Source organism: Pseudomonas sp. B10 (genome assembly GCF_900156235.1).
In the GTDB taxonomy this organism is placed as follows: Bacteria; Pseudomonadota; Gammaproteobacteria; order Pseudomonadales; family Pseudomonadaceae; genus Aquipseudomonas; species Aquipseudomonas siliginis.
On sequence record NZ_LT707063.1, the window covers coordinates 3590512 to 3605939 of the forward strand.

Consider the following 15428-nt stretch of genomic DNA (forward strand, 5'->3'; position numbering starts at 1 on the left):
GTTAACCTCGGCCGCGACGGCCAAAGAAGAAGGAAGCGATGAACATCACCAGGAACACGACAAAGAGAATCTTGGCGATACCCGTGGCGGTGCCCGCGATACCACCGAAGCCCAGAACGGCGGCGATGATGGCAATGATCAAGAATGTAATTGCCCAGCTCAACATGGTGATTCTCCTTACTTCTCTATTTAGGGGTGTTTCCGGTTTCTGGCGCTTAGCGCCCGAATGTATTCAACGACTTAAAAAACCCAGCGCTCTTCCCGTGGCAATTGATCCAGCGGTTGCGCCTGGTCGACATCGATCATGTGCATCGAAGCGTTCTCAGCCTGGCTGCTGCTCACGGCACTGAAGTGCGTTTGAGTGCTGTGCTGCATCGAAATCAGTGGCTCGGGTTTACGGCTGTTTTCCCAGCTCATGTACTGCTGGCAGACGATCAGGGTGATCAGCAATGCCAGTACACCGAACAGACCTTGCTGGATCTGCAGTGGCGAAATACGTACTTGGGCGGCGATTGGGCGAGTCATCCTGTGTTCCTCACGCTTGTTCTGTTAGGGCAGTGCTGTTCTGCCCGGGCTGAGTGAGGTATTGCAGCCTGCATGCCAGTTTTTTCATCTGTAAAAAAACTAATAAAAACAAGATGTTAGGAGTGTTTGAGAAATTTCCTAAGACGCATCCTGCACGATGGCTCTTCTGCGGTCGTGCGCAATGCACGATTATTTCGTGGGAAATTTCGATGATATGGAATTGCTACCGGTACGCAGATGTCAGAAGAGGACGCAGGATCTGCCCTGCAAAACGCAGAATGTTTTAAAACTCAACGAAATCAATGAATTGGCCGTTATGGCAGTAGAGAGCTACCCTCCTATGGCTGGTATCGTTCAGAATCAACCATGCAACTTGCCCGATTTTTCCGGGACTAACCCAAGACTAATCACTATGGAGCGTAGGAAAAATGGAATCTGCCACTGAGCAACAAGGCCGCATTCTGCTGGTGGACGATGAATCCGCCATCCTGCGTACGTTTCGTTATTGCCTCGAAGACGAAGGCTATACGGTAGCCACCGCCAATAGCGCAGCTCAGGCCGATGCTTTGCTGCAACGTCAGGTCTTCGATCTGTGCTTCCTTGATTTGCGCCTGGGCGAGGACAACGGTCTCGACGTCCTCGCGCAGATGCGCATTCAGGCGCCGTGGATGCGCGTAGTGATCGTCACCGCGCATTCGGCGGTCGACACCGCTGTTGATGCCATCCAGGCTGGCGCCGCCGATTATCTGGTCAAGCCGTGCAGCCCTGATCAACTGCGCCTGGCCACCGCCAAGCAGCTGGAAGTGCGCCAGCTCTCCGCGCGCCTTGAAGCGCTGGAAGGCGAGATCCGCAAACCGAAAGACGGTCTTGATTCCCACAGCCCGGCGATGAAAGTCGTGCTGGAAACCGCACGGCAGGTGGCAAGCACCGACGCCAACATTCTTATCCTTGGCGAGTCCGGTACGGGTAAAGGTGAACTGGCCCGTGCGATCCACGGCTGGAGCAAGCGCGAGAAGAAGTCCTGCGTCACCATCAACTGCCCGTCGCTGACTGCCGAGTTGATGGAAAGCGAGCTGTTCGGTCACAGCCGTGGCGCGTTTACCGGTGCCAGCGAGAGCACGTTGGGTCGAGTCAACCAAGCCGACGGCGGCACGCTGTTTCTCGACGAGATCGGCGACTTTCCTCTGACGTTGCAACCCAAGTTGCTGCGCTTCATTCAGGACAAGGAATACGAGCGGGTCGGCGATCCGGTCACTCGCCGCGCCGATGTGCGCATCCTCGCCGCCACCAACCTCAACCTCGAAGACATGGTCCGTGACGGCCGTTTCCGCGAAGACCTGCTCTATCGCCTCAACGTCATCACCCTGCATCTGCCGCCTCTGCGCGAGCGCGCCGAAGACATCCTGACCCTCGCCGATCGGTTCCTTGCACGTTTCGTCAAAGAGTACGCACGCCCAGCGCGCGGCTTCAGCGATGAGGCGCGCGAAGCGCTGCTCGGTTATCGCTGGCCGGGCAATATTCGCGAACTGCGCAACGTGGTCGAGCGGGCCAGCATCATCTGCCCGCAGGAACGCGTGGAAATCAGCCACCTGGGCATGGCCGAACAACCGGCCAACAACGCGCCACGGGTCGGCGCGGCGCTGAGCCTGGACGAGCTGGAGAAAGCGCACATCGGCGCGGTGCTGGCCACTGCCGGCACCCTGGACCAAGCGGCGAAAACCCTCGGCATCGACGCCTCGACCCTGTATCGCAAACGCAAGCAGTACAACCTGTGAGCACTGCGCGATGAAACTGGCGATCAAGCTGCGCACGCGCCTGTTCCTGAGCATTTCTGCGTTGATCACCGTGGCCTTGCTCGGGCTCTTGCTCGGGCTGGTCAGCGTGATGCAGATGGCCGGGTCACAGGAAGCGCTGGTGCGCAGCAACTTCGTCACCCTGGATCTTGGCCTCAAGTTGCGCCAGACCCTCGGTGACCAATTGATCATCATGCTCGCCGAAAAACCCGATCCCGTTGCGTTCGAAGCGTCCAAACAGCACTACTTCGAGTTGCTCGACCAAGGCATCGCCCAGCAGCCGGAGGGCGATGACCAGCCTTACGGTTTCCGCCAGGCCAAGGCCGACTACCTGAACTTCCTCGCCTCATTCGACGTGACCGCCGAAGCGGCGAAGAACGCGAGCACCAGCGCGGATTTCCGCGAGCGCTTCAATATCCTCCGTAACGGTTTGATTGCTGAGCACAAACACGCACTGGAAACCATCAATGCCGTCCAGCACGCTGCCCGCGAACGCGCGTTGCTGATTGCCGGGCTGCTTGGCCTGGTCGGGCTGGCGGTGCTGATCATCGGTTTCGTCACCGCCCAGGGCATCGCCCGACGTTTCGGCGCACCGATCGAAGCGCTGGCCAAGGCTGCCGACAACATCGGCCAGGGCAACTATGACGTGACTCTGCCGATTTCCACGGCCATGGAAGTCAACCTGCTGTCGCGACGCTTCGGCCTGATGGCCGAGGCGTTGCGCGAACACCAGGCGATGAATGTCGACGAACTGTTGGCCGGTCAGCAGCGCTTGCAAGCGGTGCTCGACAGTATCGACGACGGTTTGTTGATGATTGACCGCCAGGGTCAGCTCGAACACCTCAACCCGGTGGCTCAGCGCCAGTTGGGCTGGGAAGACGACCGACTCGGCCAAGGCCTGGGTACTGCACTTGGCCGTCCGGAGCTGGATGCGCAACTGCAATTGGTCCTGCGCGGCGGCACGCTGGAGCGCGCGCCGGAAGATCTGAGCATCGAAGTCGATGGCGAATCGCGCCTGCTGACTTACAGCCTGACCCCGGTCAGCCACACCCAGGGGCATATTCTCGGTGCGGTGATGGTGCTGCACGACGTCACCGAGCAACGCGCGTTCGAGCGCGTGCGCAGTGAGTTTGTCTTGCGCGCTTCCCATGAACTGCGCACGCCGGTCACAGGCATGCACATGGCCTTCGGGCTGTTTCGCGAGCGGGCGAAATTCCCGGCTGAATCGCGCGAAGCTGACCTGCTGGATACGGTCAACGAAGAAATGCAGCGGCTGATGCAGTTGATCAACGACCTGCTGAATTTCTCGCGCTACCAGAACGGCCTACAGAAACTCACCCTGGCGCCATGTTCCATTGAGGACCTGCTGGAGCAGGCGCAACTGCGCTTTGCCGACGTGGCTGCGGCCAAAGGTGTGGCGCTGAACGTCGAGATTCAAGGCCCGCTGCCGAGGTTGCAGGCTGATCAGGCGCAACTCGATCGCGTCCTCGACAATCTGATCGACAACGCGTTGCGCCATACCGCCCGCGACGGGCAGATCCGGCTGCAGGCGCGCCGCCATGGCGAGCGGGTCATCATCAGTGTCGAAGACAATGGCGAAGGCATTGCCTACGGCCAGCAGGGGCGGATTTTCGAGCCGTTCGTGCAGGTCGGGCGCAAGAAGGGCGGTGCCGGGCTTGGCCTGGCGCTGTGCAAGGAAATCGTCCAGTTGCACGGCGGGCGCATGGGCGTTTATTCGCGGCCGGGGCAGGGCACCCAGTTCTACATGGCGCTGGCGGTTTAGGCTTCATCGTCCATACGCCGTCCGGCCAGGCGTCGTCCACGGGTGATCAGTTCAATGAACTGCACGGCGCTCAGTGCGTGAGCGAACAGCCAGCCCTGACCGAACTTGACTCCCTCACTGCTGAGCAGTGCGGCTTGGGATTCCAGCTCGATGCCTTCGGCAATCACTTTCAGATCCAGCGCCTGCGCCATGTGAATGATGTGCGGAGCGACGCCGCTGCTCGCTGCGTCATGGCCGAGCGCATCGATGAACGCCTTATCGATCTTCAGGCAGTCCACCGGCAAGGTCTGCAGATAGGCGAGGCTGCAATAGCCGGTGCCGAAATCATCGATCAGCACCTGATGGCCGACGTCGCGCAAGGCTTGCAGGTTTTCCCGCGCCACCACCACATCAATCAGGCCCCGCTCAGTGACTTCGAAGGCTATCTGCCGCGCGGCGACACGGTGCAGCGCGAGCAGCCGCGCCATGACCTGGCCGATGCGCGGCACCATGACATCGCAGGCTGCGAGGTTCACCGAGATATACAGCTGCGGATTGGCGCGCAGTAACTGGCCCAGCTGTTCGAGCAGACGCTGCAAGACGAAGTCGGTCATCTGCCGGATCTGCCCGGTGTTCTCCGCCATGGGAATGAACAGGTCGGGGCTGGTCAGCGTGCCGTCCGGGCGCCGCCAGCGCAGCAGCGCTTCGGCACCGACGCAGTTGCGGCTGTCGAGATCGAAGATCGGCTGATACAGCACCTGCAACTCACCCCGGCGGATCGCCCCGTGCAGCTCGGCATCCAGCGACTGGCGCTGACGCACCAGCAACAAGGTCAGAAAGCCGACAACGGCGCCGGCGATCAGGCACACCGGCAACAGCCACCACCACACCGCCGGGACGTGCATGCCCGTGCGCGGCGTAATCAGCACCAATTGATATTCCGGGTTGTCGGTGGGCATGCGATAGATCAGCCGCGTTTGCGTGACTTGCAGCGCATCAGGGCTCTTCGGTGGCCAGGGTTCGGTCGGTGGCCAGGTCTGTGCGGTGCCGAGCACCGGAATCGCGCGAGTGCCGTGATCGAGTACCACCAGCAGGCTGCTGCCGGACGACAGATCGACCATGTCGGTCAAATGCCCGCGCGAGGTAGCGACACGAAAGTTGCCGCGACCGAGCATCAGCGCCGCGCGGTTTTCATCGGGTTCGGTGGTGGTATTCAGCCAATAGCTGTAGGTCGGGCCCTGAATGTCCGGCGCGCGCACCAACGACAGTCCTTCCTGGCGTGGACGGTTGGAGCAGAACCGCGAGGCGTCCATGTACGCGGCTTCGTAGACGAAGCGGTAGTTGAAGGTGACTTGCTGCAAGGTCGCGATCATTTCTTCGTCGCAGCCGCGCAAGGGCTGGGCTTCAAGGTCGTCGAGACTTTCGCGCAACTGGCCGAACAATTGTTCGAGGCGCGCGAGGAAGCGCTCGCCCTGGGCGTTCATTTCCTGGCTCTCGCGCATTTCCATCTGGCGCATCGCCGCGAACATACCGCCGGCAATCAGCAGGCTGGCGCTGAGGACAGCCGCGATCATCGCCAAAAAAACAGGGCGATAAAACCAGCTACGCAGCGTCTCTCGGGTCGCAGCCATCAGGGATTTTCCGAAGAATTACCATGAGTTATAGCTGCTGATTGCGATTTCGCCCTGACCGTCGGGCGGGCGTCATTATTTTGTCTGATTGAGGACCAAAAGAAGTGCTGCGGTTTGTGCGTCCGGGGTGCCGTCGAAGCGGGCAGGGCGGTAATGCATCTGGAACGCGGCGAGGACATGCCGCGTGGCGACGTCCAGCTCGCCGGTCTGCGGCGTGTCGTAACCCAGACGCGCGAGTTGCGCCTGGAACCAGCCGACCTCCGGCAACGGGTTGCTGTTAAAAATACCCTGCTGACGCGCCACCGCTTGCTCGTTCGGCCACAGGCCAAGGCCTTCGGCGGCGAGACGTTTCCAGGGGAACAGTGGCCCCGGATCAAGCTTGCGCAACGGCGCGATGTCGCTGTGACCGATGATGTGCCGCGGGCTGATGCCGTTGCGTTTGCTGATGTCCTTGAGCAGGGTGATCAACGATTCGATCTGCGCTTCGCTGTACGGATACCACAGGCGCCCTGTCGAGGTGTCCTTGTAGCCGGGATTGACGATTTCGATGCCGATGGAACTGGAGTTCAGCCAGGTACGGCCCTGCCACTGACTTTCGCCCGCGTGCCAAGCGCGCTGGTTTTCGTCCATCAGCTTGTACACGGTGGCGCTCTTGTCATCGCCAATCAGGTAATGGCTACTGACGTCGCCATGGGTCAGCAATTGCAGCGAGCGCTCCAGCGACGCGGAGGTGTAATGCACCACGACAAACTGGATGCGGCTGTCGTAATTGGCCGAAGGGTGGCTGGTGTCGTAACGCGGGCCGCTGGCGCAACCAGCGAGAACGAACAGCGAGGCAACAAGGGCAAGGAATTTCATGGCAGAGGACGATACGCTGAAAACGATAATGCAACAGTGTAACGTACGGATTTGCTTAGAGTCCGCCAGCGGGCGGATTTAAACAAAATGGAACAATTGCCTTAGCCGAGCTCGACTCGGTTGCGCCCGGCGTTCTTTGCTCGGTACAGCGCCTGATCGGCTCTTTTCAGCACCAGATCGCTGTGTTCTCCCACCCGGAATGACGCGAGTCCCATGGAAATGGTGATAGTCACTCGCTCGCCCTTGAAATGAAACGGGCAGGCTTCGATCGCCGCGCGCAGGGTTTCCAGCAGTTTCGCGCCCACCGCTGGTGGCGTCGCGGGCAGCAACAGCACGAACTCTTCACCGCCGAAACGGGCGATGAAATCCGAGCCGCGCAGGCGTTTGCGCAATACCGTGGCGATGATCTTCAGCACTTTGTCGCCGGCCAGATGGCCATAGCTGTCGTTGATCCGCTTGAAGTGATCGAGGTCGAGCATGGCCAGGCTGAGGGTGTTGCCGTGCTGCTGCCATTGCTGGATTTCATGCTCAAGGCGTTCGCTCCACGCTGCACGGTTGGGCAGGCCGGTCAACGGATCGATCAGGGCTTTCTGCCGCTGCTCTTCAAGGTGTTCACGGAAGCCCATGGCTTCCTGTTCCATATGCGCCACTCGCTCCGACAGGCTCTTCAACCTGGCGGCGACTTCCTGTTCGCGGGCGTCGCGCTGCTTCTGGTGCTGGTCCATCGTTCCCAGCAGGCCTTCCAGGTGATTCTCCAGCACATGCTTGAGGTCATCGAGGTCCGCCGCTTGCTGGACGCTGCTCTGCAAGCCGTCGACCTGCTCGCGAATCTGCGTGTCCATGGCCCGCGCCGCCGAGCTGTTGTCGGCATGCCCTTCGCTGGCCGCTTGCAGGTTGCTCTGGAACGCTTCAAGGCGTTCGTTGAGCTGTTGCAGATAGGCTTCGAATTCGTGCTGACCGCTATCGGTAATCGCCAGCATCAAAGTCGCGAGATCGTCGAGGATCGGCAACAGTTCGTACCAGTTCAGCCCGTGTTTGAGCCGTTCGCGCATGGCTTCGGCTTGCGGCCGGTGGCGCTCGGGCAGGGTCAGGTCGTCGAGCAGGCCGATCAGCGTGTCTTCGATATGTCTGGCCACGGAGCTGTAGGACGGCTCCGGGGAATCCGGCAGAGCGAAGAGGATGTCGTGCTCCGACTGCTCCGGGTCGATGGCGGCCAAGGCCTGAGCGATCGGCTCGGGCAAGGGCAGGCTATCGAGAATCAGCGGCGACGGATCGCCGGGGTGGATCAGTTCATCGGGGTTGAACGCCTCGGTTGCTGGCGCAGCGACGGTCATCTCGGTGTCAGGGGCTGGTTCAACCTGCACTGGCTCGGCTTCAACGACGACCACAGGCGCAGCGAACGCAACGACTTGCGGCTCATCAGGCGGCGTCTGGGCGGGCGCCTCGATGACGGTCTCGGGCGCTGCGATTGCTGGCTCCGCGTTGGCCACCGGTGCCGATTGCGCAGGCTCCGGTTCAGGTTGCCGGGCTTCGACCGGCTGCGGCACTGGTGTTGCTGGTATGTCGGCCGCCGGTGCAGCGGCTTCCTCACCGTCACGGCTGCCAAACAAACGCTGCAACAGCCCCGGCCGGCCTGGCTCGGCAGGAGTCTCCAACTGACTCAAGGCCTTGCCCTGCAAACCACTGAGTTCGCTCAGCAGCAGCGGCATTTCCCGTGCCTGACCGACGCGGCTGTCCAGTTGTTTGGCAAATTTCTTCAGCGGTTGCGCGACTTCGCGCGGCAGTGGCAGGGCCTGCAACTGGGTGACCAGCGCGGTGAGCGCGGTGCTGACCTGATCAATGCGCGTTTCACGGCGCTGCTCGGAGTCGAGCACGGCTTTTTCCAGACGCGGCAGCAGGGCGGCGAGGCCGGCGTCCATGTCATCGGTACGCACGACTTCGCGCATTTCCTTCATGCACTGATCGACGACCTTGTCGGTGCCCTCGGCCGCCAGCGTGCTGCGCACCAGACCGCGCCGCAGCAGGTCGAGCCGCGCGGCCCAGCGGCGTTCGAGCTTGTCCTGCTGTTCGATGCTCTTGAGGTACTTCTCTTTCCAGCGCTGGGCGTCGTCGCTCATTCACAGGTTCCGCGAGGGGCAGGGCTCAACGCGGGCAATGCGTCGGCCGTGAGCGAACCCGGCAGACGAATTTCCACCGCGACCGGCAGGTGATCGGAAATGGGCTGGGCCAGCACCTCGACCTTTTCCAGGGTCAGGGTCGGGCTGAGCAGAATATGATCAAGGCAACGCTGTGGGCGCCAGCTGGGGAAGGTCGCTTCCACCTGCGGGGCCAGCAGGCCGAGATCGCGTAACGGCGAGTGTTCGAGCAGGTCGCTGGCATGGGTATTCATGTCGCCCATCAGCACCTGATGCTTGTACCCGCTGATCAAATCACGAATGTAGGCCAGTTGCAGGCTGCGCGTCCGCGCGCCGAGGGCCAGGTGCATCATTACTACCACCAACGCTTCCGGACCTTCGCCGAAACGCAGCAGGATCGCGCCGCGACCTTTCGGGCCGGGCAGCGGGTGATCCTCGATCGCCCACGGCTTCAGGCGACTGAGCACGCCATTGCTGTGCTGGGCCAGTCGACCGAGGTTGCGATTGAGTTGTTGATACCAGTAGGGAAAGGCGCCGAGGTGGGCCAGATGTTCGACCTGATTGACGTAGCCCGAACGCAGGCTGCCGCCATCGGCTTCCTGCAGCGCGACCAGATCGAAGTCGCCGAGCAGGTCACCGATCTTCTGCAGATTGCCGGAACGCCCGGTGTGCGGCAGCAGATGCTGCCAGCTGCGGGTCAGGTAATGCCGATAGCGCTCAGTGCTGATGCCAACCTGAATGTTGAAGCTGAGCAAGCGCAGACGCTGGTCTGCGGGCAGGCCCGTAGACGCCAGGTGATGCTCGTTGACCTGCGGATCATGCAGGCCAACGATGCGTTCGGACTTCCAGCGGCGCATGGCGAATGCCGGGCTTAGTTGGCAGCAGCCTTGTTAGCCGCTCGCTCTTTGGCGACCAGATCGTCAGCCAGCTTCAATGCTTGCTCGGCACCACCGGCAGAGCCGATGTCGAAGCGGTATTTACCATTGACGATCATGGTTGGCACGCCAGTGATTTCGTACTTCTTCGCCAGCTCACGGGCCTTGACGATCTGGCCTTTGATAGCGAACGAGTCGAAAGTGGCGAGGAACTTGTCCTTGTCCACGCCTTGAGTGGCGAGGAAGTCAGCCATGTCGTTCTTGTCGGTGAGCTTCTTGTGTTCTTTCTGGATCGCATTGAACACGGCGTTGTGCACCTGGTGCTCGACACCCATGGCTTCCAGAGTCAGGAACATCTGGCCGTGAGCGTCCCATGGGCCGCCGAACATGGCGGGAATGCGCACGAAGTTGACATCGGACGGCAGTTTTTCAACCCATGGATTGATCACTGGCTCAAAAGCGTAGCAATGCGGGCAGCCATACCAGAACAGCTCGACCACTTCGATTTTGCCAGGCTTTGCCACCGGCACCGGGTTGGCCAGTTCGACGTAAGGGGCGGCAGGGGCTTCAGCGGCCTGGGCGGTGACGCCGAACAGGCTGGCAGCGACGAGGGCGGCGCTGATGATCAGATTACGCATGCTTTACTCCTGAACAATTTGGGTCGCCTCGCTCGACCTGTTGCGACACAGATCCTGGCGGGCATGAGTGCTGTAGTGTAACGGCAGCGGCCACAAAAAAGGGCGGCCAAAGCCACCCTTTTTATACTTGCTGCGAAGGATTAATCGAGCGTTAACGTGGCCGGCGCTGCGCGCCTCGTTCAGCCCTCGAATCAGGGCCTCAGTGCAGGCCCTGGATGTAGCTGGAAACCGCAGCGATGTCTTCGTCGCTCAGCTTGCGCGCGATGGTGCGCATGGTCATTGCGTCGCCGTCGTTGGCGCGACCGCCTTCTTCCTTGCGGAAATCGGTCAGTTGCTTGGCAATGTATTGCGCATGCTGGCCACCCAGATGCGGGAAGCCTGCTGCAGCATTGCCGGAGCCGTTCGGCGAGTGGCAGCCGGTGCAGGCTGGCAGGCCTTTTTCCAGGTTGCCGCCACGGAACAGCGCTTCACCGCGAGCGACGATCTTCGGATCGGCGGCGCCGACGCTGCCTTTCTGGCTGGCGAAATACGCAGCGATGTCGGCCAGATCCTGATCATTCAGGTTGGTCAGCAGCCCGGTCATTTCCAGCACCACGCGCTTGCCCGACTTGATGTCGTGCAATTGCTTGTCGAGGTAGCGTTCACCTTGACCGGCCAGTTTCGGAAAGTTTGGCGCCATGCTGTTGCCGTCCGGGCCATGGCAGGCTCCGCACACGGCAGCTTTGGCCTGGCCTGCTGCGGCATCGCCGGCAGCATGGGCGACACCTGAAATTCCCACGGTCAACAGCAGACTCACGATCAATTTGTTCATCAGCTAATCCAACTACGGCTAAGGGTTAAGTTATGGACCGGGCTTACTCTCGCTCATCCAAAGGATGATGGCCTGGTAATCCTCGGCACTGCAGTCCATGCACAAACCACGCGGCGGCATCGCCTTGAAACCCTGGGTCACGTGTTGCACCAGCGTCCCCATACCTTTCGCCAACCTCGGCGTCCAAGCTTCCTGATCGCCTCTTGCGGGCGCCATGGGTAGTTGGCCGGAATGACAGGCACCACAAACACGGTTGTACACAGCTTCCGGATCCTGTGTAGCCTGTGCGCTGTAAAGCGGCATCAAGACTCCGGCAGCCAGCAGCCATTTCGTCATAAAACGACCTTTTCAGGGTTAAGAGCGTTCTGCGTTCTAATGCGCAATCAAAGTCTGTCGCTCTCGTGAACTTCATCCTTCGCCGGGACAAAGCACACACAAAATCTGCGGCATTATATACTGGCGTCACTGAAACGGAAGCGACACCGCGTTCCGCGCCCAATCCCGGCGCCGCCCACATCGGAAATCCCATGCAACTCAAGAATCCCATCCTCGGCCTGTGCCAACAGTCCACGTTCATGCTCAGTGCCGCCAAAGTCGATCAATGCCCTGACGATGAAGGCTTCGAAGTGGCGTTTGCCGGTCGTTCCAATGCCGGCAAATCAAGCGCGCTGAACACCCTGACTCACGCCAGCCTGGCGCGCACCTCGAAAACTCCGGGTCGCACACAGCTGTTGAACTTCTTCAAGCTAGACGATGATCGCCGTCTGGTCGACCTGCCGGGCTACGGTTATGCAAAAGTACCGATCCCGCTCAAGCAACACTGGCAGCGCCACCTTGAGGCTTACCTCGGTGGTCGGGAGAGTCTGAAAGGTCTGATTCTGATGATGGACATCCGCCATCCGATGACCGACTTCGACCTGCTGATGCTCGACTGGGCCGTCGCCGCCGGCATGCCGATGCACATCCTGCTGACCAAAGCCGACAAGCTCACCTACGGGGCAGCCAAGAACACCCTGCTGAAAGTACAGTCGGAAATCCGCAAAGGCTGGGGCGACTCGATCACCATCCAGTTGTTCTCCGCACCAAAACGCATGGGCCTGGAAGAGGCCTACACTGTGCTGGCCGACTGGATGGAACTGGCAGACAAAAACACCGAGACCGCTGCCGAGTAAATTCAGAATGGGGAAAAATTGGTTGTAGTGTGGCCAGGCAAGGCAAAAGTAGCGCTAAAAAGCGGAGTTTAGGGGACCTAAATGAGCATTTTTAGCGATGCTTTTAACGCAGCATGGCCGCGCTACAGCCGATTTTTTGGCAAAAAAAGCCCCGGATTTCATTGGGGAGGGAGAAATTCCGGGGTTTAAGTTCCGAACCGCTAGGGCGGGGTTCAGATATCTGCCAACACTTAACACAACATAGGAGCATCGAAGGGCTTCACCAGCCATTCAGTACCTCTGAGTGTTCGATCGACAGATTAGTTCAGATTTTTTTCAAAAAGCTTTGGAATAGCCTCAAGCGTCTTTCGATCTAAGCCGGATTCCCGGCAGTTGCCGCGACGGTAGGTCGCGGCGACGGTTGCGCAACAATGACTCAGTGCGCCTCATCCCAGTTGTTGCCCACGCCAACTTCCACCAGCAGCGGCACATCCAGTTTCGCCGCTTCGCTCATGTGCGTACGAATTTCGGCGTTGACCTGCTCGACCAGATCCTCGCGAACCTCCAGCACCAGTTCGTCGTGCACTTGCAGGATGACCCGCGCGTCCAGACCCGACGTCGCCAGCCAATGATCCACAGCCACCATGGCTTTCTTGATGATGTCCGCTGCCGTGCCCTGCATCGGCGCGTTGATCGCCGTACGTTCAGCAGCAGCGCGTTCCTGCGGCTTGTTCGAGTTGATCTCCGGCAAGTACAGGCGACGACCGAAGAAAGTTTCGACGTAACCCTGATCCGCCGCTTGCGCGCGGGTGCGCTCCATGTATTCGCGCACGCCTGGATAACGGGCGAAGTAGGTGTCGATGTAAGCCTTGGCGGTCTTGGTGTCGACGCCGATGTCCTTGCCGAGCTTCTGCGCGCCCATGCCGTAGATTAGGCCGAAGTTGATCGCCTTGGCGCTGCGACGCTGGTCGGAGGTCACTTGATCAAGCTCGACCTTGAATACTTCGGCAGCGGTTGCAGTGTGCACGTCGAGATTGTTGCGGAAGGCGTTCATCAGGCCTTCATCGCGGGACAGGTGCGCCATGATCCGCAATTCGATCTGCGAGTAGTCCGCCGCCAGTAGTTTGTAGCCCTTCGGCGCGACGAATGCCTGACGAATGCGCCGGCCTTCGGCAGTGCGTACCGGGATGTTCTGCAGGTTCGGGTCACTGGAAGACAGGCGCCCGGTCGAAGCCACGGCCTGATGATACGAGGTGTGGATGCGCCCGGTGCGCGGGTTGATCTGCTCCGGCAGGCGATCGGTGTAGGTGCTTTTCAACTTGCTCATCGAGCGGTGCTCCATCAGCACCTTCGGCAAGCGGTGATCGTCTTCGGCGAGTTTCGCCAACACTTCTTCAGCGGTGGACGGCTGGCCTTTGGCGGTTTTCTTCAGCACCGGCAGGCCGAGCTTTTCATAAAGAATCACGCCCAGCTGCTTCGGCGAGCCGAGGTTGAATTCTTCCCCGGCGATTTCGAAGGCTTCACGCTCCAGCGCGACCATTTTGTTGCCCAGCTCAATGCTCTGAATGCCCAGCAACTCGGCATCGACGAACGCACCCTGGCGTTCGATACGCGCCAGCACTGGCACCAGCGGGATCTCAATGTCGGTCAGCACGCTGGCCAGGCTCGGAATCGCGCTGAGCTTGTCGAACAGGGCCTGATGCAGGCGCAGGGTGATGTCGGCGTCTTCAGCGGCGTACGGCCCGGCCTGTTCCAGGGCGATCTGGTCGAAGGTCAGTTGCTTGGCACCTTTGCCGGCGATGTCCTGGAAGCTCACCGTGGTGTGGTCGAGATACTTTTGCGCGAGGCTGTCCATGTCATGGCGGGTCGCGGTGGAATTGAGTACGTAGGACTCGAGCATGGTGTCGAAGGCGATGCCGCGCACGCTGATGCCTTCACTCTGATCGCCGCCAATGGCGCAGTTGGCCAGAATGTTCATGTCGAACTTGGCGTGCTGGCCAACCTTGAGTTTGCTCGGGTCTTCCAGAATCGGCTTGAGTGCGCGCAGCACGGTGTCGCGATCCAGCTGCTCCGGCACGCCGATGTAGGAATGGGTCAGCGGGATGTACGCAGCTTCGTTGGCCTGCACCGCAAACGACAGACCGACCAGTTGCGCTCGCTGCGCGTCGATGCCGGTGGTCTCGGTGTCGAAGGCGATCAGTTTGGCGTTGCGAAGTTTTTCCAGCCAGACGTCGAAGCGGGCCTGATCGAGGATGGTTTCGTATGCGGCCTCGGCAGGGGCAGCAGGTGCCTCGGCTTGCGGGGCGCTGAACAGATCATGGGCGGGCGCAGGTTCGGCCGCGGCACTCAGTTCCAGGCGTTTGGCATCGCGATCCAGATCATTGAGCCAGCTCTTGAATTCCAGCAGGGTGTACAGCTCGTAGAGTTTGGCCGGATCCTCCTGGCCCATCTGCAGATCATCGAGGCCGATATCCAGTGGCACGTCAACCTTGATGGTCGCCAGTTGATAGGACAGGAAAGCCATCTCCCGGTGTTCTTCGAGCTTGGCCGGCAAGGTTTTTGCGCCACGGATCGGCAGGGTCGGCACGATATCGAGGTTAGCGTACAGCTCGGTCAGACCGCCGTTGACGCCGACCAGCAGGCCGGACGCCGTCTTCGGGCCGATGCCCGGCACGCCCGGGATGTTGTCGGACGAATCGCCCATCAGCGCCAGATAATCGATGATCTGCTCCGGTGCGACGCCAAATTTCTCCTTAACGCCCTCCACATCCATCGAGCTACCGGACATGGTGTTGACCAAGGTAATGTGGCCGTCGACCAGTTGCGCCATGTCCTTGTCACCGGTGGAAATGATCACCGGGCGGTCCGCCGCCGCGCTGCTGCGCGCCAGGGTGCCGATCACGTCGTCGGCCTCGACGCCGTCGACGCACAGCAGCGGGAAGCCGAGGGCGATCACGCTCTGGTGCAGCGGCTCGATCTGCACGCGCATGTCATCGGGCATGCTCGGCCGGTTGGCCTTGTATTCGGCGTACATCTCATCGCGAAATGTCCCGCCCTTGGCGTCGAACACTACGGCGAAGGGGCTGTCCGGGTACTGCTTGCGCAGACTCTTGAGCATGTTCAGCACGCCTTTGACCGCACCGGTCGGCAGGCCTTTGGACGTGGTCAGTGGTGGCAGTGCATGAAAGGCGCGGTACAGGTAAGACGAACCGTCCACCAGGACGAGGGGGGCTTGGCTCATGAGCAGGA

General features: G+C 60.6%; 13 protein-coding genes. 3 read left to right on the forward strand and 10 right to left on the reverse strand.

Features of this window, described 5'->3' with window-relative positions; all coding sequences use genetic code 11:
* Position 1 precedes the first annotated feature (1 nt).
* Positions 2-166 carry a DUF1328 domain-containing protein gene (locus tag BXA01_RS16350; protein ID WP_003177151.1) on the reverse strand — a complete coding sequence of 55 codons (165 nt, stop codon included), beginning with the start codon at positions 164-166 and terminating at the stop codon, positions 2-4.
* 74 nt (positions 167-240) lie between these two features.
* Positions 241-525, reverse strand: coding sequence for a hypothetical protein (locus BXA01_RS16355; RefSeq protein ID WP_024014979.1), 285 nt, complete (start codon positions 523-525; stop codon positions 241-243).
* Positions 526-953: 428 nt separating this feature from the next.
* Between BXA01_RS16355 and algB the strand changes: the two genes are divergently transcribed.
* A complete protein-coding gene (gene algB / locus BXA01_RS16360; protein ID WP_024014980.1) occupies positions 954-2300 on the forward strand; it encodes a sigma-54-dependent response regulator transcription factor AlgB in 1347 nt (448 codons plus the stop codon).
* A 10-nt stretch (positions 2301-2310) separates the two neighbouring features.
* Entirely contained in the window at positions 2311-4101 is a 1791-nt protein-coding gene (locus tag BXA01_RS16365) for an ATP-binding protein (protein WP_071173949.1), read from the forward strand.
* Here the strand turns inward: BXA01_RS16365 and BXA01_RS16370 are convergent.
* The 7 genes from BXA01_RS16370 to BXA01_RS16405 form a co-directional block, all read right to left on the reverse strand.
* A complete protein-coding gene (locus BXA01_RS16370; RefSeq protein WP_076564816.1) occupies positions 4098-5711 on the reverse strand; it encodes an EAL domain-containing protein in 1614 nt (537 codons plus the stop codon). The two genes, BXA01_RS16365 and BXA01_RS16370, sit on opposite strands and share 4 nt — an antisense overlap.
* A gap of 75 nt (positions 5712-5786) precedes the next feature.
* Entirely contained in the window at positions 5787-6569 is a 783-nt protein-coding gene (locus tag BXA01_RS16375; protein WP_076564818.1) for an N-acetylmuramoyl-L-alanine amidase, read from the reverse strand.
* A 101-nt stretch (positions 6570-6670) separates the two neighbouring features.
* Positions 6671-8686: a GGDEF domain-containing protein gene (locus BXA01_RS16380; RefSeq protein WP_076564820.1), complete on the reverse strand. Its 2016-nt coding sequence runs from the start codon at positions 8684-8686 to the stop codon at positions 6671-6673.
* Positions 8683-9561, reverse strand: coding sequence for an endonuclease/exonuclease/phosphatase family protein (locus BXA01_RS16385; RefSeq protein WP_024014985.1), 879 nt, complete (start codon positions 9559-9561; stop codon positions 8683-8685). Before BXA01_RS16385 ends, BXA01_RS16380 begins: the two co-directional genes overlap by 4 nt.
* 14 nt (positions 9562-9575) lie before the next feature.
* Entirely contained in the window at positions 9576-10217 is a 642-nt protein-coding gene (locus tag BXA01_RS16390) for a thiol:disulfide interchange protein DsbA/DsbL (protein ID WP_016772349.1), read from the reverse strand.
* 199 nt (positions 10218-10416) lie between these two features.
* Positions 10417-11028, reverse strand: a complete 612-nt coding sequence (locus BXA01_RS16400) for a c-type cytochrome (protein WP_071173954.1) — start codon at positions 11026-11028, stop codon at positions 10417-10419.
* Between the two features lie 30 nt (positions 11029-11058).
* The gene (locus tag BXA01_RS16405; protein WP_016772347.1) at positions 11059-11364 is read right to left on the reverse strand and encodes a c-type cytochrome; all 306 of its coding nucleotides are present in this window, start codon (positions 11362-11364) and stop codon (positions 11059-11061) included.
* A gap of 191 nt (positions 11365-11555) precedes the next feature.
* On the opposite strand from BXA01_RS16405, the gene yihA reads away from it, so the two are divergent.
* Positions 11556-12200 carry a ribosome biogenesis GTP-binding protein YihA/YsxC gene (yihA, locus tag BXA01_RS16410; protein ID WP_076564824.1) on the forward strand — a complete coding sequence of 215 codons (645 nt, stop codon included), beginning with the start codon at positions 11556-11558 and terminating at the stop codon, positions 12198-12200.
* A 415-nt stretch (positions 12201-12615) separates the two neighbouring features.
* On the opposite strand, the gene polA is transcribed toward yihA, so the two are convergent.
* Positions 12616-15420 (reverse strand): DNA polymerase I, encoded by a 2805-nt coding sequence (gene polA, locus BXA01_RS16415; protein ID WP_076564826.1) that lies wholly within the window; start codon positions 15418-15420, stop codon positions 12616-12618.
* Between the last annotated feature and the right edge of the window lie 8 nt (positions 15421-15428).

Excerpts from the sequence above, each read along its gene's own strand:
- BXA01_RS16350 (WP_003177151.1), bottom strand. The coding sequence starts at position 166 with ATGTTGAGCTGGGCAATTACATTCTTGATCATTGCCATCATCGCCGCC.
- BXA01_RS16355 (WP_024014979.1), bottom strand. The coding sequence starts at position 525 with ATGACTCGCCCAATCGCCGCCCAAGTACGTATTTCGCCACTGCAGATC.
- algB (WP_024014980.1), top strand. The coding sequence starts at position 954 with ATGGAATCTGCCACTGAGCAACAAGGCCGCATTCTGCTGGTGGACGAT.
- BXA01_RS16365 (WP_071173949.1), top strand. The coding sequence starts at position 2,311 with ATGAAACTGGCGATCAAGCTGCGCACGCGCCTGTTCCTGAGCATTTCT.
- BXA01_RS16370 (WP_076564816.1), bottom strand. The coding sequence starts at position 5,711 with ATGGCTGCGACCCGAGAGACGCTGCGTAGCTGGTTTTATCGCCCTGTT.
- BXA01_RS16375 (WP_076564818.1), bottom strand. The coding sequence starts at position 6,569 with ATGAAATTCCTTGCCCTTGTTGCCTCGCTGTTCGTTCTCGCTGGTTGC.
- BXA01_RS16380 (WP_076564820.1), bottom strand. The coding sequence starts at position 8,686 with ATGAGCGACGACGCCCAGCGCTGGAAAGAGAAGTACCTCAAGAGCATC.
- BXA01_RS16385 (WP_024014985.1), bottom strand. The coding sequence starts at position 9,561 with ATGCGCCGCTGGAAGTCCGAACGCATCGTTGGCCTGCATGATCCGCAG.
- BXA01_RS16390 (WP_016772349.1), bottom strand. The coding sequence starts at position 10,217 with ATGCGTAATCTGATCATCAGCGCCGCCCTCGTCGCTGCCAGCCTGTTC.
- BXA01_RS16400 (WP_071173954.1), bottom strand. The coding sequence starts at position 11,028 with ATGAACAAATTGATCGTGAGTCTGCTGTTGACCGTGGGAATTTCAGGT.
- BXA01_RS16405 (WP_016772347.1), bottom strand. The coding sequence starts at position 11,364 with ATGACGAAATGGCTGCTGGCTGCCGGAGTCTTGATGCCGCTTTACAGC.
- yihA (WP_076564824.1), top strand. The coding sequence starts at position 11,556 with ATGCAACTCAAGAATCCCATCCTCGGCCTGTGCCAACAGTCCACGTTC.
- polA (WP_076564826.1), bottom strand. The coding sequence starts at position 15,420 with ATGAGCCAAGCCCCCCTCGTCCTGGTGGACGGTTCGTCTTACCTGTAC.